The organism is Enterobacter sp. RIT418 (assembly GCF_003057745.1).
Taxonomy (GTDB): Bacteria; Pseudomonadota; Gammaproteobacteria; order Enterobacterales; family Enterobacteriaceae; genus Enterobacter.
Window position 1 is genome coordinate 32,312 of the sequence record NZ_QBJD02000011.1, and the last position, 20,703, is coordinate 53,014.

19 protein-coding genes are annotated in these 20,703 nt (G+C 58.2%); 6 read left to right on the plus strand and 13 right to left on the minus strand.

Annotated elements, in window-relative coordinates:
• Positions 1 to 85 precede the first annotated feature (85 nt).
• From nirB to DBY73_RS14260, 4 genes are all read left to right on the plus strand, one after another.
• Positions 86 to 2,629 carry a nitrite reductase large subunit NirB gene (nirB, locus tag DBY73_RS14245; RefSeq protein WP_112011759.1) on the plus strand — a complete coding sequence of 848 codons (2,544 nt, stop codon included), beginning with the start codon at positions 86 to 88 and terminating at the stop codon, positions 2,627 to 2,629.
• A complete protein-coding gene (gene nirD / locus DBY73_RS14250) occupies positions 2,626 to 2,952 on the plus strand; it encodes a nitrite reductase small subunit NirD (protein ID WP_112011760.1) in 327 nt (108 codons plus the stop codon). The genes nirB and nirD overlap by 4 nt, the downstream gene beginning before the upstream one ends.
• A gap of 136 nt (positions 2,953 to 3,088) precedes the next feature.
• A complete protein-coding gene (cysG, locus tag DBY73_RS14255; RefSeq protein ID WP_112011761.1) occupies positions 3,089 to 4,462 on the plus strand; it encodes a siroheme synthase CysG in 1,374 nt (457 codons plus the stop codon).
• A gap of 143 nt (positions 4,463 to 4,605) precedes the next feature.
• Complete coding sequence (locus DBY73_RS14260) at positions 4,606 to 4,776, plus strand: YhfL family protein (protein WP_112011762.1); 171 nt, start codon at positions 4,606 to 4,608, stop codon at positions 4,774 to 4,776.
• A 155-nt stretch (positions 4,777 to 4,931) separates the two neighbouring features.
• Here DBY73_RS14260 and trpS read toward each other — a convergent pair whose 3' ends face one another.
• From trpS to pilM, 12 genes are all read right to left on the minus strand, one after another.
• Complete coding sequence (gene trpS, locus DBY73_RS14265; protein ID WP_112011763.1) at positions 4,932 to 5,936, minus strand: tryptophan--tRNA ligase; 1,005 nt, start codon at positions 5,934 to 5,936, stop codon at positions 4,932 to 4,934.
• Positions 5,929 to 6,690, minus strand: a complete 762-nt coding sequence (gene gph / locus DBY73_RS14270) for a phosphoglycolate phosphatase (protein ID WP_112011764.1) — start codon at positions 6,688 to 6,690, stop codon at positions 5,929 to 5,931. The genes trpS and gph overlap by 8 nt, the downstream gene beginning before the upstream one ends.
• A complete protein-coding gene (gene rpe, locus DBY73_RS14275) occupies positions 6,683 to 7,360 on the minus strand; it encodes a ribulose-phosphate 3-epimerase (RefSeq protein ID WP_112011765.1) in 678 nt (225 codons plus the stop codon). Before rpe ends, gph begins: the two co-directional genes overlap by 8 nt.
• A 41-nt stretch (positions 7,361 to 7,401) precedes the next feature.
• Positions 7,402 to 8,214, minus strand: coding sequence for an adenine-specific DNA-methyltransferase (gene dam, locus DBY73_RS14280; RefSeq protein ID WP_112011766.1), 813 nt, complete (start codon positions 8,212 to 8,214; stop codon positions 7,402 to 7,404).
• Between the two features lie 67 nt (positions 8,215 to 8,281).
• Positions 8,282 to 9,574 carry a cell division protein DamX gene (gene damX / locus DBY73_RS14285; protein WP_112011767.1) on the minus strand — a complete coding sequence of 431 codons (1,293 nt, stop codon included), beginning with the start codon at positions 9,572 to 9,574 and terminating at the stop codon, positions 8,282 to 8,284.
• Positions 9,575 to 9,666: 92 nt separating this feature from the next.
• Positions 9,667 to 10,755 (minus strand): 3-dehydroquinate synthase, encoded by a 1,089-nt coding sequence (gene aroB / locus DBY73_RS14290; protein ID WP_112011768.1) that lies wholly within the window; start codon positions 10,753 to 10,755, stop codon positions 9,667 to 9,669.
• 59 nt (positions 10,756 to 10,814) lie between these two features.
• Positions 10,815 to 11,336 carry a shikimate kinase AroK gene (gene aroK / locus DBY73_RS14295; protein ID WP_010436374.1) on the minus strand — a complete coding sequence of 174 codons (522 nt, stop codon included), beginning with the start codon at positions 11,334 to 11,336 and terminating at the stop codon, positions 10,815 to 10,817.
• 286 nt (positions 11,337 to 11,622) lie between these two features.
• Entirely contained in the window at positions 11,623 to 12,861 is a 1,239-nt protein-coding gene (gene hofQ / locus DBY73_RS14305; RefSeq protein WP_112011770.1) for a DNA uptake porin HofQ, read from the minus strand.
• Positions 12,773 to 13,168 (minus strand): HofP DNA utilization family protein, encoded by a 396-nt coding sequence (locus tag DBY73_RS14310; protein ID WP_112011771.1) that lies wholly within the window; start codon positions 13,166 to 13,168, stop codon positions 12,773 to 12,775. The genes hofQ and DBY73_RS14310 overlap by 89 nt, the downstream gene beginning before the upstream one ends.
• A complete protein-coding gene (locus DBY73_RS14315) occupies positions 13,158 to 13,616 on the minus strand; it encodes a HofO (RefSeq protein WP_112011772.1) in 459 nt (152 codons plus the stop codon). The genes DBY73_RS14310 and DBY73_RS14315 overlap by 11 nt, the downstream gene beginning before the upstream one ends.
• 3 nt (positions 13,617 to 13,619) lie before the next feature.
• Entirely contained in the window at positions 13,620 to 14,120 is a 501-nt protein-coding gene (locus tag DBY73_RS14320; protein WP_112011773.1) for a pilus assembly protein HofN, read from the minus strand.
• The gene (gene pilM / locus DBY73_RS14325; protein ID WP_112011774.1) at positions 14,117 to 14,890 is read right to left on the minus strand and encodes a pilus assembly protein PilM; all 774 of its coding nucleotides are present in this window, start codon (positions 14,888 to 14,890) and stop codon (positions 14,117 to 14,119) included. Before pilM ends, DBY73_RS14320 begins: the two co-directional genes overlap by 4 nt.
• Before the next feature lie 120 nt (positions 14,891 to 15,010).
• Between pilM and mrcA the strand changes: the two genes are divergently transcribed.
• The gene (gene mrcA, locus DBY73_RS14330) at positions 15,011 to 17,563 is read left to right on the plus strand and encodes a peptidoglycan glycosyltransferase/peptidoglycan DD-transpeptidase MrcA (RefSeq protein ID WP_112011775.1); all 2,553 of its coding nucleotides are present in this window, start codon (positions 15,011 to 15,013) and stop codon (positions 17,561 to 17,563) included.
• A gap of 76 nt (positions 17,564 to 17,639) precedes the next feature.
• On the opposite strand, the gene nudE is transcribed toward mrcA, so the two are convergent.
• The gene (gene nudE, locus DBY73_RS14335; protein ID WP_112011776.1) at positions 17,640 to 18,200 is read right to left on the minus strand and encodes an ADP compounds hydrolase NudE; all 561 of its coding nucleotides are present in this window, start codon (positions 18,198 to 18,200) and stop codon (positions 17,640 to 17,642) included.
• Between the two features lie 325 nt (positions 18,201 to 18,525).
• Between nudE and DBY73_RS14345 the strand changes: the two genes are divergently transcribed.
• Complete coding sequence (locus tag DBY73_RS14345; protein ID WP_112011777.1) at positions 18,526 to 20,664, plus strand: intracellular growth attenuator family protein; 2,139 nt, start codon at positions 18,526 to 18,528, stop codon at positions 20,662 to 20,664.
• Positions 20,665 to 20,703: the final 39 nt, after the last annotated feature.

The following is a 20,703-nucleotide window of genomic DNA, read 5'->3' on the forward strand; positions in this document are numbered from 1 at the left end:
GGTTAAGGCGTATTTGATTTGCATCAATAAGTGCCCCTGCTGAATCGTTAAGGTAGGCAGTAATAGAAAAGAAATCGAGGCAAAAATGAGCAAAGTCAGACTCGCTATCATCGGTAACGGCATGGTCGGCCACCGCTTTATTGAGGATCTTCTCGATAAAGCCGGCGCCGCCCAGTTCGATATTACCGTGTTCTGTGAAGAACCCCGCAAGGCGTACGACCGCGTACATCTCTCTTCCTACTTCTCCCATCATACCGCCGAAGAGCTCTCATTGGTGCGCGAAGGTTTCTACGAGAAGCACGGCGTGAAGGTGCTGGTGGGCGAACGCGCTATCACCATCAACCGTCAGGAAAAAGTGATCCACTCCAGCGCCGGACGCACGGTTTTTTACGACAAGCTGATCATGGCGACAGGCTCCTACCCGTGGGTCCCGCCGATCAAAGGCTCTGACACTCAGGATTGCTTCGTCTATCGTACCATTGAAGATCTGAACGCCATTGAATCCTGCGCCCGTCGCAGCAAGCGCGGCGCGGTGGTTGGCGGCGGCCTGCTGGGTCTGGAAGCCGCTGGCGCGCTGAAAAACCTCGGCGTTGAAACTCACGTCATCGAATTTGCCCCGATGCTGATGGCAGAGCAGCTTGACCACATGGGCGGCGACCAGCTGCGCCGCAAGATTGAAAGCATGGGCGTGAAGGTTCACACCAGCAAGAACACCAAAGAGATCGTGCAGGAAGGTACCGAGGCGCGTAAAACCATGCGCTTTGCCGACGGCAGCGATCTGGAAGTAGACTTCATCGTCTTCTCCACCGGCATTCGCCCGCGCGACAAGCTGGCAACCCAGTGCGGACTGGCCGTCGCCCAGCGCGGCGGCATTATGATCAACGATTCCTGCCAGACCTCTGACCCGGACATCTACGCTATCGGCGAATGCGCCAGCTGGAACAACCGCGTTTACGGCCTGGTTGCGCCGGGCTACAAAATGGCGCAGGTTGCCGTTGATCATATCCTCGGCAATGAAAATGCCTTCGAGGGCGCGGACATGAGCGCCAAGCTGAAGCTGCTGGGCGTAGACGTTGGCGGCATCGGCGATGCCCACGGCCGCACGCCGGGCGCGCGCAGCTACGTGTATCTCGACGAAAGCAAAGAAATCTACAAACGCCTGACCGTCAGCGCTGACAACAAAACCCTGCTCGGCGCGGTGCTGGTAGGCGACACCAGCGACTACGGTAACCTCCTGCAGCTGGTGCTGAACGCCATCGAACTGCCGGAAAACCCGGACGCGCTGATCCTTCCGGCTCACGCTTCCAGCGGCAAGCCGTCCATCGGCGTTGATAAGCTGCCGGACAGCGCGCAGATTTGCTCCTGCTTCGACGTCACCAAAGGCATGCTGGTTGCGGCTATCAACAAGGGCTGCCACACCGTGGCGGCGCTGAAGGCCGAAACCAAAGCCGGGACCGGCTGCGGCGGCTGTATTCCGCTGGTCACTCAGGTGCTCAACGCCGAGCTGGCGAAGCAAGGTATTGAGGTGAACAACAACCTGTGCGAGCACTTTGCCTATTCTCGTCAGGAGCTGTATCACCTGATCCGCGTAGAGGGCATTAAGTCCTTCGATGAGCTGCTGGAAAAACACGGCCAGGGCTACGGCTGCGAAGTGTGTAAACCGACCGTCGGCTCCCTGCTGGCCTCCTGCTGGAACGAATACGTTCTGAAGCCGGAACATACGCCGCTGCAGGACACCAACGACAACTTCCTGGCGAACATCCAGAAAGACGGCACTTACTCCGTGATCCCACGCTCCGCTGGCGGCGAAATCACGCCGGAAGGGCTGGTGGCGGTTGGGCGCATCGCACGCGAATTTAACCTTTACACCAAAATCACCGGCTCTCAGCGCATCGGCCTGTTTGGCGCACAGAAAGACGACCTGCCGGAAATCTGGCGCCAGCTGATTGAAGCGGGCTTCGAAACCGGCCACGCGTATGCTAAAGCGCTGCGTATGGCGAAAACCTGCGTGGGCAGCACCTGGTGCCGCTACGGCGTGGGCGACAGCGTGGGCTTCGGCGTGGAGCTGGAAAACCGCTACAAAGGCATCCGCACTCCGCACAAAATGAAGTTCGGCGTGTCTGGCTGTACCCGTGAGTGCGCTGAAGCGCAGGGTAAAGACGTGGGGATTATCGCCACCGAGAAGGGCTGGAACCTGTACGTGTGCGGTAACGGCGGGATGAAACCGCGCCACGCGGATCTGCTGGCAGCGGACATCGACCGCGACACGCTGATCACATACCTCGACCGCTTCATGATGTTCTACATCCGCACCGCCGACAAGCTGACCCGCACCGCGCCGTGGTTAGACAATCTCGAAGGCGGCATTGATTATCTGAAATCGGTCATCATCGACGATAAGCTTGGCCTGAACGCACATCTGGAAGAAGAGATGACGCGCCTGCGCGAGGCGGTGATTTGCGAATGGACGGAAACGGTCAACACGCCGTCCGCACAGGTTCGCTTCAAGCACTTTATCAACAGCACCCAGCGCGATCCGAACGTGCAGGTCGTGCCAGAGCGTGAACAGCACCGTCCGGCAACGCCTTATGAACGCATTCCGGTGACGCTGGTGGAGGAAAACGCATGAGCCAGTGGTTAGATATCTGCAATATTAACGACATTCTGCCCGCAACCGGCGTTTGCGCACTGCTGGGTAACGAGCAGGTGGCGATCTTCCGCCCGCGCCGCGACGAGCAGGTTTTTGCCATCAGCAACATCGACCCGTTCTTCGACGCCAGCGTGTTGTCACGCGGGATCATCGCGGAACACCAGGGTGACCTGTGGGTCGCCAGCCCGTTGAAAAAGCAGCGCTTCCGCTTAACCGACGGGTACTGTATGGAAGACGAGAGCCACTCCGTGAAGCACTACGACGTCCGCGTGAAGGACGGCAAGGTGCAGCTGAAAGGCTAATTCCCTCGCCTTTTCAATATGAAAAGCTTATGACCCCTAATGGGTAACGGCAGGAAAAACCGTATGTTCAGTACGATCCCTGCTGTTATCCTGACGTCAATTCTTACCCCCTCCTTGAATGCTGTGAGGTAACCTCGTGGACCACCTGCCCATTTTTTGTCAATTACGCAACCGCGACTGCCTGCTCGTCGGCGGCGGGGATGTCGCTGAACGCAAAGCGCGCCTGCTGCTGGAGGCCGGTGCGCGCCTCACGGTTAACGCCCTCGCCTTTGCACCGCAGTTCGACGTCTGGGCGCAGGAGGGCATGCTGACGCGAGTTCAGGGGGAGTTCGATGAATCCTTACTGGAGACCTGCTGGCTGACCATCGCCGCCACGGATGACGATGCGGTGAACCAGCGCGTCAGCGACGCCTGCGAAGCGCGCCGCATCTTCTGCAACGTGGTAGATGCGCCGAAAGAGGCGAGCTTCATCATGCCGTCGATTATCGACCGTTCACCGCTGATGGTAGCCGTCTCGTCCGGCGGGACTTCGCCCGTGCTGGCCCGCCTGCTGCGCGAAAAGCTGGAGTCGCTACTTCCTCAGCATCTTGGACAGGTGGCGCGCTATGCGGGCCAGCTCCGTTCAAGGGTCAAAAAAACCTTTGCCACCGTGGGCGAGCGCCGCCGCTTCTGGGAGAAGTTCTTCGTGAATGACCGTCTGGCGCAGTCGCTGGCGAATCAGGACGCGAAAGCCGTAGAGGAGACGACCGAGCGGTTACTCACTGAGCCGCTGGACCATCGCGGTGAAGTGGTGCTGGTCGGCGCCGGGCCGGGCGACGCGGGGCTTCTGACGCTCAAAGGGCTACAGCAGATCCAGCAGGCGGACATCGTGGTTTACGACCGCCTGGTGTCCGACGATATTATGAATCTGGTCCGCCGCGACGCCGACCGCGTGTTTGTCGGCAAACGCGCGGGCTACCACTGCGTGCCGCAGGAGGAGATTAACCAGATCCTGCTGCGCGAAGCGCAGAAGGGCAAGCGCGTGGTGCGCCTGAAGGGCGGCGATCCGTTTATCTTCGGCCGCGGCGGCGAAGAGCTGGAAACGCTGTGCAGCGCGGGCATTCCGTTCTCCGTGGTGCCGGGCATAACGGCAGCATCAGGCTGCTCGGCCTACTCCGGCATTCCGTTAACCCATCGCGATTACGCCCAAAGCGTGCGCCTGGTGACGGGCCACCTGAAAACCGGCAGCGAGCTGGACTGGCATAATCTGGCGGCCGAAAAGCAGACGCTGGTGTTCTATATGGGGCTGAACCAGGCCGCGACGATTCAGGCGAAGCTGCTGGAGCACGGTATGGAAGCGGATATGCCGGTCGCGCTGGTGGAAAACGGCACGGCCATTAAGCAGCGCGTGGTGGATGGCGTGCTGACGCAGCTAGGCGACCTGGCGCAGCAGGTGGAGAGCCCGGCGCTGATTATCGTGGGCCGCGTGGTGGAACTGCGCGAGAAGCTGAACTGGTTCTCTCATCACTGACGCACAATCTCCCTTCTTCGAGTAGTCCTTAACCGGACTACTCCCCTGTTACTGCTGCCGATAACATACCGCTCGCGAAATGGAACTTTTCCATTTATTCCCTCGTGTTAGACCTATTATCGATTTGAATACAAGGAATCAGTATGTTCAAACTGGCAAAAGTCGCCGTTCTGGCCGGCGTATTAACAACCCTGACCGCCTGCACCGGCCACGTTGAAAACACCAAAAATAACTGCAGCTATGATTACCTGCTGCACCCGGCGATCTCCATTTCTAAGATCATCGGTGGCTGCGGCCCGGCGGCACAGCAGTAAGCGTCTTTCAGGCGTAAAAAAAACCGGGATTTCCCGGTTTTTTTGTTTGGGTATATGCAAGGGTTACGCGGCCTGATGCCCTGACCCTGGCCCTCTCCCACGGGGAGAGGAAACAAACCCTAAAAACGGTAACGCCGTTACCGTTTTGCTTTCACCTACGGTTTCGCCACAAACCCAATCGCTTCGTACACCGCTCTCAGGGTTTCGGACGCGCGTGCGCTGGCTTTTTCCGCGCCGTCTTTCATCACCTTCTGCAGGAAAGCTTCGTCGTTGCGGAAGCGGTTGTAGCGCTCCTGCAGTTCGACCAGCATACCGGAAACGGCTTCCGCCACTTCGCCCTTCAGGTGGCCATACATCTTGCCTTCGAAGTGCTTCTCCAGCTCTGGAATGCTCTGGCCGGTCACGCCGGAAAGGATATCCAGCAGGTTGGACACGCCCGCTTTCTCTTTCACATCATAGCGAACGACAGGCGGCTCTTCGGAGTCTGTCACCGCACGTTTGATCTTCTTCACCACCGACTTCGGATCTTCCAGCAGGCCGATAACGTTGTTGCGGTTATCGTCTGACTTAGACATCTTCTTGGTCGGCTCCAGCAGCGACATTACGCGCGCGCCGGATTTCGGAATGAACGGCTCAGGCACCTTGAACACGTCGCCGTAAATGGCGTTAAAGCGCTGGGCGATGTCGCGGCTCAGCTCCAGGTGCTGCTTCTGGTCTTCACCAACGGGGACCTGATTGGTTTGATACAGCAGAATATCGGCGGCCATCAGCACCGGATAGTCGAACAGACCGGCGTTGATGTTCTCGGCATAGCGGGCCGATTTGTCCTTAAACTGCGTCATGCGGCTTAGCTCGCCGAAATAGGTGTAGCAGTTCAGCGCCCAGCCCAGCTGCGCGTGCTCCGGCACGTGAGACTGCACGAAGATCGTGCTCTTTTCAGGATCGATACCGCATGCCAGGTAGAGCGCCAGCGTATCCAGCGTCGCTTTACGCAGCTGCTGCGGGTCCTGGCGAACCGTAATGGCGTGCTGGTCAACGATGCAGTAGATGCAGTGATAATCGTCCTGCATGTTTACCCACTGACGCAACGCACCCATGTAGTTACCAATGGTCAATTCACCTGACGGCTGTGCGCCACTAAAAACGATGGGCTTAGTCATTTTTCAATTCCTGATGTTCACTTTGCGAGAGCCCGAGCGCGGGCAATAAATCGTTGAAGCGATCGAACACTACGTCCGGCTCACTCAGCGTAATGGCCTCACCGTAGTTGTAGCCATAGGTTAAGCCAACGGAAGGACAGCCTGCCGCTTTCGCAGCCAGAATATCATTGCGGGAATCCCCTACAAAGAGCAGCTCTTCAGGCGCTAAGGATAATTTTCCTGCCACCAGCAGAAGCGGTTCCGGATGCGGCTTTTTATTCTGCACGTCATCACCGCCAACAATCACGGTGAAATATTTCGCGATATCCAGCGCGTTCAGCAGCGGCGCAACAAACGGCGTCGGCTTATTGGTCACCAGGCCCAGCGGAATGCCTTTGGCATGCAGCGCGCTCAGCGTTTCTGCTACTTCCGGGAACAGGAAACTGCCCTCTTCGACCGTCTCTTCGTAGAACCGGTCGAACAATTTACGCAGAATGCGCAGCTGCTCATCCTGGGGGATATCCGCGTGGTCAACGCTCGGCTTACCCTGCGCGGAACGCTGCGACGCGCGCTCCTGGCGAGCCCAGGTCAGCGCGCGCTCCATCAGCACATCCGCGCCGTTGCCAATCCACGTCACAACGCGCTCTTCACCCGCAACGGGCAGCTCAAGCGCGTACAGCGCCTGGTCTACGGCGCTCGTTAAGCCCGGCGCGCTATCCACCAGCGTGCCGTCGAGGTCAAAAGCGATACCCCGTGTTTTTTGCAATTTATCCATGACTTACCTTCGCCAGCTCCTGGCGCATTTCATCAATCACTTTTTTGTAATCTGGCTGATCGAAGATGGCTGAACCGGCAACGAACATATCCGCGCCCGCGGCAGCAATTTCACCAATGTTGTTGACCTTCACCCCGCCGTCCACTTCCAGACGGATGTCATAGCCAGATTCATCAATACGGCGACGCACTTCGCGCAGCTTGTCCAGCGTATGCGGAATGAACGACTGGCCGCCAAACCCAGGGTTAACGGACATCAGCAGGATCACGTCCAGCTTGTCCATGACGTGGTCCAGGTAGGTCAACGGCGTAGCCGGGTTAAAGACAAGGCCTGCCTTACAGCCGTTTTCTTTAATCAGCTGAAGGGTGCGGTCCACGTGCTCGGATGCTTCCGGGTGGAAGGTGATGATGCTGGCCCCCGCGGCGGCAAAATCCGGCACGATGCGATCGACCGGCTTCACCATCAGATGCACATCAATCGGCGCGGTAATGCCGTAGCTGCGTAGCGCCTTGAGCACCATCGGGCCGATGGTCAGGTTGGGAACGTAGTGGTTATCCATAACGTCGAAATGGACGACATCCGCGCCAGCCGCGAGAGCCTTAGCGGTGTCTTCCCCCAGGCGGGCAAAATCGGCCGATAGAATTGAGGGAGCAATCAAAAACTGTTTCATCCGCATCTCCTTGAAATGTATTTACCGGCGGGCAAAACGGCTCAGGGGCGATAAAGAGCCAGAAGTTCGTCCACCTTTTTACGCGTGCCGCCGTTGCTGCTTATGCTGCGCCGCACTTTTACCTGAAAATGCTGCGCGGCTTTGTACCATTCGCGCGTATCAGGCGTATCGTGATTCGAAATTAACACCGGAATTCTTTTGCTGACCAGCTTTTCCGCCATTTGCGCCAGATGCGCCTGCTCGGTGGGGCTAAAGCTATTGGTGTGGTACGCCGTGAAATTCGCCGTAGCCGACAGCGGGGCGTAAGGCGGATCGCAATACACCACGGATTTTGCATCCGCCTTTTCCATGCACTCGGCATAGGAGAGGCAGTGAAACTCGGCGTTTTGCGCTTTTTCAGCAAAATGGTACAGCTCGCCCTGCGGGAAGTAAGGGCGCTTATAGCGACCAAACGGCACGTTAAACTCACCGCGTAAATTGTAGCGGCACAGCCCGTTGTAGCCGTGACGGTTGAGGTAAAGGAACAGCAGCGCGCGACGGAACGGATCCTGGCACTGATTAAACTCAGCGCGGAACTGGTAATAGACGTCCGGGTTGTTATTTTCAGGCGTAAACAGCTTGCGCGCCTCTTCAACGTATTCGTCGGTACGCAGCTTAACGATGTTATAGAGGCTAATGAGATCGCTGTTGATATCCGCCAGGATATAACGAGAAAAATCGGTGTTCAGAAACACCGATCCCGCCCCAACAAAGGGCTCAATGAGGCACTCGCCTTTCGGCAGGTGTTTTTTAATATCATCGAGCAGGGGGTATTTGCCCCCTGCCCATTTCAGAAAAGCGCGATTTTTTTTCATGCTGACTAACTGATTACACCTTCTCCGGCTGTGGAGAAAGCTCCGACAGCATCCTGCGCTTTAAACATTACTTCAGATCGGCCTGGACCTGATGAATCGGCTTCGCCCACGGGTTTTTCGCCTGAACATCGGCTGGCAGCGCCGCAACGGCACGTTTAGCTTCGTCTTTAGACGCATAAACACCGCTCACCAGCACATACCATGGCTGTCCGTTGCGGGTCGTTTGATAGACCACGTAGTTTTTGAGATTCGATTTCTTCGCCCAACCGTTGAGGTTGTCATAGTTAGACGAACTGCTCAGCTGCAGCGTGTAGTTGCCGGCTGGTGCAGACTTCAGGGAACCGACGTTACCCGTCGTTTTACCCGCAGCAGAGCTGGTTGCCGCGGCGGCAGGAGCAGCCGTGGCCGCTGGCGCGGTGGTGGTTGCCGTGGCTTTTGGCGCAGGCGTTGCCGCTGGCGCTTTTACCGGCTCACGGGCAGCAGCCGTTTCGGTGCGTTTCGGCTGCGCGGAGGCTTTCGCTTCAGGCGCTTTCGCCACGGTCTGCGGCTTGGTTTCACGCTTCGGCTCAATCACCACCTGCTTGCGTTCCTGACGCGGCGCAGTTTGCGTTTGACGCGGTTTGGTTTCCGCTGCGGCAGTTTGCGGCTGAGCGTTACCGCCGCGAACCGGGGCAACGGTCGCAGGCTCAGTCGGCAGCGTAGAACTCACGGCGACGTTGTTCATCTGCTCCTGATTTTGCGGCTGGGTCAGCGCGTTATTCAGATCGCCCTGAACCTCAACGCGCTGCTGGCCTTCAGGCGTAGCCGGTGCCTGGCCCTGAGTCGGGGTAGAGGAAACCGGTGGCAGCGAGACGTCCTGCGGCGCTGGCGTATTTCCGGCAGTCTGCTCGACAGGCGAGGTTCCCGGTGCTGGCTGCGCGCCGTTAGCCTGGTCGGTTGCATCAGAACCGGACAGGTCGATATTTTTCTCAGTGGACGCGGTTTGCGGACCTGAGGTTGAGGAAGGCGATTTCAGGGCTGAACCAATGCCGATAATCAGCAGAAGTAAAACCAGAACGCCCAGCCCCATCATGACGTACTGTCGGGAGGCTGGCTTTTGGGCTGCGGCTTTTTTACGTTTACGCGGGCGACGCTCTACAGGCTCTTCGTCCATTGACTCTTCTTCGGACTCATAACCCTCTTCTGCTCGCTCATCGCGCGCGCTGCGGCTGCGCGAAGGGCGACGATCGTCTGCATCCAGATCGACATCGTCAAAATTGATCTGCGGCTCGTTATCACGTTCTGAAGATTGACGAGAACGACCAGTACGACGATCGCTGGGATCGGGTTTCAGCTCGTCTTCTGGTTTGAATTCATCCATTTAACACCCCACTCAAAGGCTTATGCCAACGACTTTGCATTTCACCTGAAGCTAAACGACCACCCGTAAAAGTGGCCTGACCTTTCTAGTAGTTACGCCTGCTGGCAATCAGCAATAGCGCCAAGAACAACATCGTGCGGTACTCCACCGCGCACTTCACTTTTCCCTATTGCAAGCGGGAGCACAAGACGCATCTCACCTGCCAATACTTTTTTATCGCGCATCATGTGGGGTAAATACGCCTGCGCTGACATCTCCTGCGGCCCAGCCACCGGCAGGCCTGCGCGCTCAAGCAATGCAATAATGCGCGCCGTCTCTTCCGGCTTAAACTGACCGAGGCGCTCAGACGCACGCGCCGCCATCACCATGCCCGCCGCGACGGCTTCTCCGTGAAGCCAGTTGCCATAGCCCATTTCAGCTTCAATAGCGTGACCAAACGTGTGCCCCAGATTGAGTAAAGCACGTAAGCCCGTTTCACGCTCGTCAGCCGCGACAACTTCCGCTTTCAGCTCACAGCAGCGGCGGATGCAGTACGCCATTGCCGAACCGTCAAGGCGCAGCAGCGCATCCATGTTCTCTTCCAGCCAGTTAAAGAACTCACCGTCAAGAATGATGCCGTACTTGATCACTTCAGCAAGCCCGGAGGCCAGCTCGCGTTTTGGCAGGGTTTTCAGGCAGTCGAGATCCACAACAACCGATGCCGGCTGGTAGAACGCGCCGATCATGTTTTTGCCGAGGGGATGGTTCACCGCCGTTTTACCGCCAACAGAGGAGTCGACCTGCGAAAGCAGCGTGGTAGGAATTTGAATAAAGCGCACGCCACGCTGGTAGCTGGCGGCGGCAAAACCCGTCAGATCGCCCACAACACCGCCGCCCAGGGCAAGCAGTGTTGTATCGCGACCATGCGGTTTTTGCAGTAATGCGGTAAAGACGGTATCAAGTACCGCCAGGCTTTTATACTGCTCGCCATCAGGCAGAATCACACTGTCGACGTCTACGCCCGCCTGTTCAAGCAGGTGGCGAACGCGGTCGAGATAAAGCGGAGCCAGGGTTTCGTTGGTTACCAACATCGCCCGTTCACCCGCTTTCAGTGGTAAGAAGGAAGCTGGGTCGTTAAACAAACCAGCCGCGATGGTGATAGGGTAACTACGTTCCCCGAGAGTAACTGTAATCCTCTCCATGACGCGACATCCACCTTAATAATGCTTTTACCCGCAGGCGAGTGTATATAAAGCCAGAATCAGTTGCTTTCCAGCATATGAATAATCTGGTTTGCAACCACTTTAGCGCTCTGGTCGTCAGTACGAATGGTCACATCTGCAATCTCTTCGTACAGAGGATTGCGTTCACCAGCCAGGGCTTCCAGAACTTCACGTGGCGGCGTTTCCACCTGCAGCAGCGGGCGCTTTTTATCGCGCTGCGTACGTGCCAGCTGTTTTTCGATGGTCGTCTCAAGATAGACCACAACGCCACGGGCGGAGAGACGGTTGCGGGTTTCGCGAGATTTCACAGAGCCGCCGCCAGTCGCGAGCACAATGCCCTGTTTTTCCGTGAGTTCGTTGATCACTTTTTCTTCTCGGTCACGGAAACCTTCTTCGCCTTCTACATCGAAGACCCAGCCCACATCAGCTCCGGTTCGTTTCTCAATCTCTTGATCAGAATCGTAAAATTCCATATTGAGTTGTTGAGCTAACTGACGCCCAATAGTGCTTTTGCCGGCACCCATAGGCCCAACCAGAAAGATATTGCGTTTCTCTGCCATTTTTTCGGTACTACTAAGACTATTCGTTAATGGTAATCCCCGCTTCGCAGACACCTCGCGTAGCAGGACATGAACTGAAACCTCATATGCAATAGAGCGAGAGTCAGACTAAAAATTATCTCAATACTCCGGCTTGTTTGGCAACTGATTAAATCACCGCGCCAAACGCATAGCGTATCAAGACGTAAGTCCAACTCGAATCGGTACTCCTTGTATGCTAATTCATGCCCCACGTCAAACATCTGCAACAAACTGGCTGCAAAATCCTTGCGGGGATCGTTATCCATTAATGAATCCCTACCAGACGCGGCGTAATGAATACCACCAGCTCCCGGCGTTCGTTGTCTTTACCGTCGTGGCGAAACAGCTGACCGAGCCAGGGAATAGCGCCCAGCCCCGGCACGCTGTCGCGGCCCGTTTTATTTTTTTGCGAAAAAATACCGCCCAGCGCCAGCGTCTCTCCGCTTTTGACTTCCACCTGCGTCTCAATCTCTTGCTTATCAATCGCCAGCGTTTCGCCGTCCGCCTGCTGCAGTACCTGCCCCGGCATGTTTTCGCTGATGTGCAGCTTAAGGCGCACGCGGCCTCCCGGCAGAACAACCGGCGTGACTTCCATCCCCAGCACGGCCTCTTTAAATTCCACCGAGGTTGCACCGCTTTCTCCGCTGGAAACCTGATAAGGGATCTCGCTGCCCTGCTTAATGCTGGCCGGCTGCATATGCGACGCCAGCAGGCGCGGGCTGGCGATGATATCCACCTTTTGCTTTTGCTCCAGCGCCGATAGCTCCATATCCAGCAGCCTGCCGTTGATGCGACCAATGTTGAACCCGACGTGGGTTGTGGCATTCGCGACCGACAGATCTGCGCCGAGCGCGGTCACCTGCCCGATCTTGCCCGCGTCCGTCGCCTCCGCCAGACTCCACTTCACGCCCAGCTCGCGCAGGCTTTTTTCGTTGATGGTCACGATGTGCGCCGCAAGCTCTACCTGCTCGACGGGCAGGTCCATCTGCTCGGCCCAGCGCTGTAGCGCGTCAAGCGTCGCCCGGGTATCCCGTACCAGCAGGCGGTTGGTGCGTTTGTCGACGGATAAGCTCCCTTTAGGGCTCAGGAGTTTTTCCGCGGCTTTCTGAAGCTCTCCGGCGTCCGCATAGGAAAAGGGAATGCTGTGCGACACCAGCGGAGCCTCAAGCTGCCTTCGCGCCTTGTCCTGCTCCTTTTGTGCCTGCTGCCCGCGCTGCCACGCCGCGGTGTTGACATAAAAAATGCCGCCTTCTTCGCGCATTACTAGCCCAGCGCTGTTGACCACCGTCTGCAGTGCCTGCCGCCAGGGCACGCGCGTAAGATTCAGCGACAGGGAGCCGCCAACGTCGGGTGAGACCACCAGATTGCGGTTCTCCTGGGCAACCAGCGCCTGAAGCACCTGCACAACGGGCACATCATCCACCGCGAGGGTGACCGGCTTTGGCGTCGCGGCCCACAGCGGTTTGCACAGTATGATCAGTACGAACGCTATACTTACCTTCATCTTTTTTTATTCCTTCTCGTTGCCAGACCCACCGTTTGGGATCGCACCCTTCGCCGACCTCAACGACCAGCGCCTTTTCGTCCAGAGAGATAACCCGCCAGCCCGGCGGCAGCCGGTCGCCCGGCTTCACGCGATGCCACCGCTTATTCCCGCTCTGCACAATACCCAGGCCGCTAACGATTCCCTGATAGCGCCACTGCGCCAGCTGCCCTACCGCACAGGTATCGTCCGGCGGACGGAAGGGATCGCGCATGCCGGTCAGCAAAAACAGGGCGCTCAACAGCAGCAGCCGTCCGTTACGTTCCATGATGAAGCTCCAGCTGCAGAGTGATGCGTAACCGTCCGCCGTGCGGCGCGATGACAAAGGCGTTCACCCCAGCGCTCTGCTGCGCCAGCCGGTCGAAAATATCCGGGATGCGTGACCAGTCGGCCTCAAGCGTAAGCTCCCCGCCCGCGGGCAGCGGCTTCCAGCGCACCAGCGTGGCACCGTTCGCCTGAAAAGCCAGCGGTGAAAATGGCTGTACGACGCGAGCGTCGGGCGTTGTGCCTTGGGCGACCTTCATGGCAGCGGGCCACAGCGCGGCATGAGTAGAGAGTGCCTGTTTAAGCAGCCCCTGACGCTCGGCAAGCTGCCCGTTTAGCGGCTTGAGGAAAATCCCCCATGCCGTCGTGATTACGACGAGGCAAGCCAGCCCCCAACAGAGCGCACGCACCTCGCGGCGGCATTCCCACCAGCGTTCAAAAATGCTGTCCATGCGCTACCCCCGGCTTTTCACCTGAAAAGTGAACATCCAGCGCCCTTCAGCATCCTGCTGTAATTCACCCGTTTTGCCGGGAGTGAACCCCACGATCTTCCCGAGTTCGCCCCGCAGGGCGGAGAGCGCCGGAAGCGCGGTAGCATATCCCGTTAGCACCAGCGAGGGCGGCTGATAGCGAAGCTCGCTCAGCCATGCCTGCGGAGGAAGCACAACGGCAACGGACGCCAGCGCCGCTGGCCACGGCACCGGAGGAAGCGTCGGCTCCACGGCCTGCGTTTGCGTGGAGCCCCACTGCGCCCGGCGGGCCGCAAGCGTTCGATTCACCTCGCTCACGCCCGCGACTACGCTGTTTTGCGCCCGCAGCGTTAGGGCCCTGTCTGCGCGCAGCGCGCCGATGATGGCCACGATGGCCAGCAGCGAGACAGCCACTATCCCGCCCCAGACGCGCAGGCAGCGCGCCTGCCTGCGCGGACGCCACGGAAAGAGATTCGCCGTTCTCATGGCTGCGCCTCGCTCATCGCCAGCGCGATGGCTACGGTAAAATCCGCGCCGTCGGGCAGCGGGGGCTGGCAGCGCGCAACGGTTTCCCACGGAGCGCGGGCGTCGTCAAACAGGGCTATCTCGTGAACAGAAAGCGCGAGGAGCGCCGCCAGATCGGCAATATGGGCAGCCTCCGTCACCGGCCGTCTTCCCCACTGGTGGCGCATCGCCCATAGCCACTGGAGCTCATCCCGCCATGCAACGCACTGCGCAGGCGCAACGGCTGAAAGAAGGTTCTTCAGCGCCCCCGCATCCGGCACGATCGCCACCAGCCGCAGGCGCAGCGCCTCGGCCAGCGCCAGAAGCGCGTCGACCTCTTTATTTTGTGCGGCCGTTACGTGATAGCTATTGCTGAAGGTGTCTTGCGTATAGTCAAAGCAGAGGGCGTCAGCGGGCATTTCCAGCTCGCGTGACAGGGCCGAGCCGATCCACGACGCCTGTTCGCTGTCGCGCAGAGCGAGCGCAGGACGCGGCAGGATTTTTTGCAGCGTCCTCGAGGCGGGAAATGAGAGGTATATCCGGTGGTAGTGCGGCAACGTTTGCCGCCAGCCGCGCAGGGCATCAGTCAGCCGCTGTGGTTCGATGATTTTCCCGTCGCGGATAATGCCCTCAGCCAGCGGAACGGCCCACCAGCGCCGCAGACGCCAGGCCCGTTTCTCGCGCGTTAGCGCAACAATCAGCACCTTATCTTGTTGAATATGAACGCCCGTTTGCCACGTTTTAAAAGCCATGCTTCACGATCTCCTTATCGCCCGTCGGTTTGACGGCTATATCAATGAATCAGGCTTGCCTTTATACTACCGCGCGATTGTTTAGAAACTGCCCAAGTGGAACCAAATGGGAAATCTCCGGTGAAGTTCGTAAAGTATTTATTGACCCTTGCAGTCTGTTGCATTCTGCTGGGAGCAGGCTCGATTTATGGTTTGTACAAATATATTGAGCCGCAGCTGCCCGATGTCGCCACACTGCGTGATGTGCGGCTCCAGATCCCTATGCAGGTCTACAGCGCCGATGGCGAGCTGATGGCGCAATACGGTGAGAAACGCCGTATCCCATTGACCTTAAACCAAATCCCCCCTGTGATGGTGAAAGCCTTTATCGCGACCGAGGACAGCCGTTTTTACGAGCACCACGGCGTCGACCCGGTGGGTATTTTCCGCGCCGCCAGCGTGGCGCTGTTCTCCGGCCACGCGTCCCAGGGGGCGAGTACGATTACGCAGCAGCTGGCGCGTAACTTCTTCCTCAGCCCTGAAAAAACGCTGATGCGTAAGATCAAAGAGGTGTTTCTCGCGATCCGCATTGAGCAGCTGCTGAACAAAGATGAGATCCTCGAGCTCTATCTCAACAAGATCTATCTTGGCTACCGCGCCTATGGCGTGGGTGCTGCGGCGCAGGTCTACTTCGGCAAGCCGATTGACCAGCTGACCTTAAGCGAAATGGCCACCATTGCTGGCCTGCCAAAAGCGCCGTCAACGTTTAACCCGCTCTACTCGCTGGACCGCGCAACCGCGCGCCGTAACGTGGTGCTGTCCCGCATGCTGAGCGAGGGCTACATCAGCCAAAGCGAGTACGATCGGGCGCGCAGCGAGGTGATTGACGCCAATTACCACGCGCCGGAGATCGCCTTCTCCGCGCCTTACCTCACCGAAATGGTTCGTCAGGAGATGATGAGCCGCTACGGTGAGAATGCCTATGAAGACGGGTATCGCGTCTACACTACCGTCACCCGTAAAGTGCAGCAGGCGGCACAGCAGGCGCTACGCAATAACGTAATGGACTACGACATGCGCCACGGCTACCGCGGCCCGTCGAACGTGTTGTGGAAAGTGGGCGAAGGCGCATGGGATAGCAAAAAAATCACCGATTCGCTGAAGTCGCTGCCGACGTATGGCCCGCTGCTGCCGGCCGTGGTCACCGAGGCGAATCCACAGGAAGCGGTCGCCATGATGGCCGACGGCACCTCGGTGTCGCTGCGCATGGACGGCATCCGCTGGGCGCGTCCGTACCGTTCCGACACGCTGCAGGGCCCAACGCCGCGCAAAGTAACCGACGCGGTGCAGGCCGGGCAGCAAATCTGGGTGCGTCAGGTAGGCGATACCTGGTGGCTGGCGCAGGTGCCGGACGTGAACTCCGCGCTGGTCTCCATTAATCCGCAGAACGGCGCCATCATGGCACTGGTGGGCGGCTTTGATTTCAACCAGAGCAAGTTCAACCGCGCCACGCAGGCCCTGCGTCAGGTCGGCTCGAACATTAAGCCGTTCCTCTACACCGCCGCGATGGATAAAGGGCTGACGCTTGCCAGCATTCTGAACGACGTGCCGATTTCCCGCTGGGATGCCGGTGCAGGCTCCGACTGGCAGCCGAAGAACTCTCCGGCGCAATATGCGGGCCCGATTCGTCTTCGTCAGGGTCTGGGACAGTCGAAAAACGTGGTGATGGTTCGCGCCATGCGCGCGATGGGCGTCGACTATGCGGCAGAGTATCTGCAGCGCTTCGGCTTCCCGGCGCAGAACATTGTGCACACCGAATCGCTGGCGCTGGGCTCGGCCTCCTTTACGCCGCTTCAGGTCGCGCGCGGCTATTCGGTCATGGCCAACGGCGGCTTCCTGGTCGATCCGTATTTCATCACCAAAATCGAAAATGACCAGGGCGGCGTACTCTTTGAGGCAAAACCGAAAATTGCCTGCCCAGAGTGCGACCTGCCTGTGATTTACGGCGATACGCCGAAATCAAACGTGCTTGAGAACAAGGACATGGAAGACGTTGCCATTTCTCAGGAACAGCAGAACCTGGCCGTGCCGAAGCCGCAGCTGGAGCAGGCCAATCAGGCGCTGGTGGCGCAGGCGGGCGCGCAGGAGTATGCCCCGCACGTCATCAACACGCCGCTGTCATTCCTGATTAAAAGCGCGCTGAACACCAATATCTTCGGCGAACCGGGCTGGCAGGGAACCGGCTGGCGAGCGGGCCGTGACCTGCAGCGCCACGACATCGGCGGCAAAACCGGGACCACCAACAGCTCGAAGGATGCGTGGTTCTCAGGCTATGGCCCGGGCGTCGTGACGTCCGTATGGATCGGGTTTGACGATCACCGTCGTGACCTGGGCCGCACCACGGCATCTGGCGCGATTAAAGATCAGATTTCCGGCTACGAAGGCGGCGCGAAGAGCGCACAGCCCGCGTGGGACGCGTACATGAAGGCCGTCCTCGAGGGCGTGCCGGAACAGCCGCTGACCCCGCCGCCGGGCATTGTGACGGTCAATATCGATCGCAGCACCGGCCAGTTGGCCAATGGCGGCAACAGCCGCACGGAGTATTTCATCGAAGGTACGCAGCCAACCACGCAGGCGGTGCATGAGGTGGGAACGACGCTGATTGATAACGGCGAGACGCACGAGCTGTTTTAAGCATAAAAATGCCCGGTAAAACCGGGCATGAACGTAGGCCGGGTCAGGCGAAGCCGCCACCCGGCTTTTTTTTGCGCTACAGCCGGCCCTGCGCCTTCAGCCACTCCCGCACCAGGAACAACGCGCTCACGTTGCGGGCTTCAGTAAAGTCCGGGTCTTCAAGCAGATCCATCAGGTGCGCCAGCGGCCAGCGAACCTGCGGCAGCGGTTCCGGCTCATCCCCTTCCAGCTTTTCTGGGTAGAGATCTTCGGCCACCACGATATTCATTTTGCTGGAAAAGTAGGAAGGCGCCATGCTCAGCTTTTTCAGGAACGACAGTTCATTCGCACCAAAACCCACCTCTTCTTTAAGCTCGCGATTTGCCGCTTCAAACACGGTTTCGCCCGGGTCAATGAGGCCTTTTGAGAAGCCAAGCTCGTACGATTCTGTGCCTACGGCATATTCGCGGATCAGGATCAGATGATCGTCGACAATGGGAACGATCATCACCGCCTCGCGCGCGGAAGGTCGCATACGTTCATAAACGCGACGCACGCCGTTGCTGAACTCGAGATCCACGCTCTCGACATTAAACAGGCGAGATTTCGCAACCGTTTCAACATTCAGGATCGTGGGCTTTTGTAATGGTTTACTCATCTTGAAGGGTCTTTGCTGTGTGCACTGGGTTTATTGTGCGATAGGCCGCACGGTTTGGGCAATGTCAATTGCTCTGTATTTACATTTTTGCAACGTAACAAGATTCAGTTCTCAATTCAAAACAAATGTCAAGAGGTTGAAAAGTTTCCAGGAATTTGCTGATATCGCGCCAGTAAACGCTTTGCTATCATCGTCGATCACTGGGATGCGCTTCAAAATGCTCAAGTTCGACTCCATACTTGCCGATAGCCAACCACAGATTCTCATTCAATGTTCAGGGTGCGACTGACTACACCTGTAAGAAGATAAGTAAGATGGGGAAAGCATGAGCACCATTTTGATTTTTCTCGCGGCTGTGCTGGCTGGCGCAATAATTGCGGGTTGGTTATACAGACGCCGCGTATATCGACAATTTCGGCTGCCCTTCCTGAACGCTTTTGCGGGTGCAACCACGCGCAAGCTCTCGTCTGAAGAGCGCAGCACCGTCGAACAGTATCTTGAAACCCTCAACCGTTCTCAGCTTACGCCTGGGCCAACGGGTGCCACGACCGCTCCTATTACGCTTAATCTGAACGCACAAAGCGACACCGTACTGTGCGTGACGCGCTCAATCACCCGCTACGGCATCACCACCGACGATCCCAATAAATGGCGCTACTATCTTGATTCCGTCGAGGTTCATCTCCCGCCGTTCTGGGAGCAGTACATCAACGACGAAAACAGCGTTGAGCTGATCCATACCGACTCGCTGCCGCTGGTCATCACCCTGAATGGGCACACCCTGAGCGAGTACCTTCAGGAAGCCCCGCGCTTCGCCCTGGAGCGCGCCAGCGCAACGCAAGCCTCTATTCGCGGTGAAGAGACGGAGCAGATAGAGCTGCTGAATATTCGTCAGGAAACGCGCGAAGAGTACTCCCTCAACCGTCCGGACGGCATTCGCGAGGCGGCGTTGATCGTGGCGTCATTCCTGCTCTTTTTCTTCTGCCTGCTAACACCGGACGTCTTTGTCCCCTGGCTGGCTGGCGGCGGCGTCCTGCTGCTGGCGGCCGGGCTGTGGGGGCTGTTTGCGCATCCGACAAAGACCTCACTACGTGAAATTCACTGCCTGCGCGGGACGCCAAAGCGCTGGGGCCTGTTTGGCGAGAACGATCAGGAGCATATCAACAATATCTCCCTCGGAATTATCGATCTTATTTATCCGCGCCACTGGCAGCCGTGGATTGCCCAGGATTTAGGGCACAAAACCGATATTGATATCTACCTTGACCGCCACGTCGTGCGCCAGGGACGTTACCTTTCTCTGCACGACGAGGTTAAAAACTTCCCGCTGCAGCACTGGCTGCGCAGCACGGTGATTGCGGGCGGCGCGGCGCTGGTCTTTGCAATGCTGCTGCTGTTCGTTCCGCTGGATATGCCGATTAAATTCACCCTGTCATGGATTAAGGGGGCGCAAACGGTGGAGGCCACCAGCGTCAAACAGCTGAACGAGGCCGGCGTCAGGGTGGGCGATACGCTGCGCCTGAAGGGTACCGGCATGTGTAATATCCACACGCCAGGCGCCTGGAATACGCGTCAGAACTCGCCGTTTGCGCCGTTCGACTGCTCGCAAATCATCTGGAACGACGCCGCGCCGCTGCCGCTGCCGGAATCAGACGTGGTCAATAAGGCCAACGCGCTTACCCAAACGGTCAGCCGCCAGCTCCATCCAAAACCGGATGATGACTCGCGCGTCAGCCCTGCCCTGCGCTCCGCTATTCAGAAATCAGGCATGGTGCTGCTGGATGACTTTGCCGAAATCGTCCTGAAAACACAGGATTTGTGCTCTGCGCAGGACGAGTGCGTACGCCTGAAAAATGCGCTGGTTAACCTGGGCAACAGCAAAGACTGGGAAGCGCTGGTGAAGCGCGCCGAAGCGGGCCGCCTTGACGGTGTTAACGTGCTGCTGCGCCCGGTCAGCGCCGAGTCGCTGGATAACCTGGTGGCGACCTCAACCGCGCCGTTTGTGATGCGCGAAACCACCCGTGCGGCCCAGGCGCTTAACAGCCCGGCGCCGGGCGGGTTTGTGATTGTTAGCGATGAAGGCAGCGACCTGGTCGACCAGCCTTATCCCCAGGTTTCGCTGTACGATTATCCTGCGCAAGAGCAGTGGGCCGCGTTCCAGCGCCTTGCGCAGATGCTGATGCAAACGCCGTTCAGCGCCGAAGGCATCGTCACAGGCATCTATACAGATGCCAACGGTACGCGCCATGTCGATCTCCACCGCATGCCGGACAGCGCAGGCCTGTGGCGCTACTTCGGCACATCGCTGCTGATGATAGCGATGCTGGCGTGTATTTGCTGGAACGGCTATGCGGCACTACGCCGCTACCAGCGCTCCCGCACTCGCCTGGCGGAGATCCAGCAGTACTACGAAAATTGCCTCAATCCTAAACTGATCTCCTCTCCGGAAAGCCTGATCGGATAACGTCACGGCGCGACAAGTTATGCTACCCTGTCGCGCACG

Excerpts from the sequence above, each read along its gene's own strand:
- nirB (WP_112011759.1), top strand. The coding sequence starts at position 86 with ATGAGCAAAGTCAGACTCGCTATCATCGGTAACGGCATGGTCGGCCAC.
- nirD (WP_112011760.1), top strand. The coding sequence starts at position 2,626 with ATGAGCCAGTGGTTAGATATCTGCAATATTAACGACATTCTGCCCGCA.
- DBY73_RS14260 (WP_112011762.1), top strand. The coding sequence starts at position 4,606 with ATGTTCAAACTGGCAAAAGTCGCCGTTCTGGCCGGCGTATTAACAACC.
- trpS (WP_112011763.1), bottom strand. The coding sequence starts at position 5,936 with ATGACTAAGCCCATCGTTTTTAGTGGCGCACAGCCGTCAGGTGAATTG.
- gph (WP_112011764.1), bottom strand. The coding sequence starts at position 6,690 with ATGGATAAATTGCAAAAAACACGGGGTATCGCTTTTGACCTCGACGGC.
- rpe (WP_112011765.1), bottom strand. The coding sequence starts at position 7,360 with ATGAAACAGTTTTTGATTGCTCCCTCAATTCTATCGGCCGATTTTGCC.
- dam (WP_112011766.1), bottom strand. The coding sequence starts at position 8,214 with ATGAAAAAAAATCGCGCTTTTCTGAAATGGGCAGGGGGCAAATACCCC.
- damX (WP_112011767.1), bottom strand. The coding sequence starts at position 9,574 with ATGGATGAATTCAAACCAGAAGACGAGCTGAAACCCGATCCCAGCGAT.
- aroB (WP_112011768.1), bottom strand. The coding sequence starts at position 10,755 with ATGGAGAGGATTACAGTTACTCTCGGGGAACGTAGTTACCCTATCACC.
- aroK (WP_010436374.1), bottom strand. The coding sequence starts at position 11,336 with ATGGCAGAGAAACGCAATATCTTTCTGGTTGGGCCTATGGGTGCCGGC.
- hofQ (WP_112011770.1), bottom strand. The coding sequence starts at position 12,861 with ATGAAGGTAAGTATAGCGTTCGTACTGATCATACTGTGCAAACCGCTG.
- DBY73_RS14310 (WP_112011771.1), bottom strand. The coding sequence starts at position 13,168 with ATGGAACGTAACGGACGGCTGCTGCTGTTGAGCGCCCTGTTTTTGCTG.
- DBY73_RS14315 (WP_112011772.1), bottom strand. The coding sequence starts at position 13,616 with ATGGACAGCATTTTTGAACGCTGGTGGGAATGCCGCCGCGAGGTGCGT.
- DBY73_RS14320 (WP_112011773.1), bottom strand. The coding sequence starts at position 14,120 with ATGAGAACGGCGAATCTCTTTCCGTGGCGTCCGCGCAGGCAGGCGCGC.
- pilM (WP_112011774.1), bottom strand. The coding sequence starts at position 14,890 with ATGGCTTTTAAAACGTGGCAAACGGGCGTTCATATTCAACAAGATAAG.
- nudE (WP_112011776.1), bottom strand. The coding sequence starts at position 18,200 with ATGAGTAAACCATTACAAAAGCCCACGATCCTGAATGTTGAAACGGTT.
- DBY73_RS14345 (WP_112011777.1), top strand. The coding sequence starts at position 18,526 with ATGAGCACCATTTTGATTTTTCTCGCGGCTGTGCTGGCTGGCGCAATA.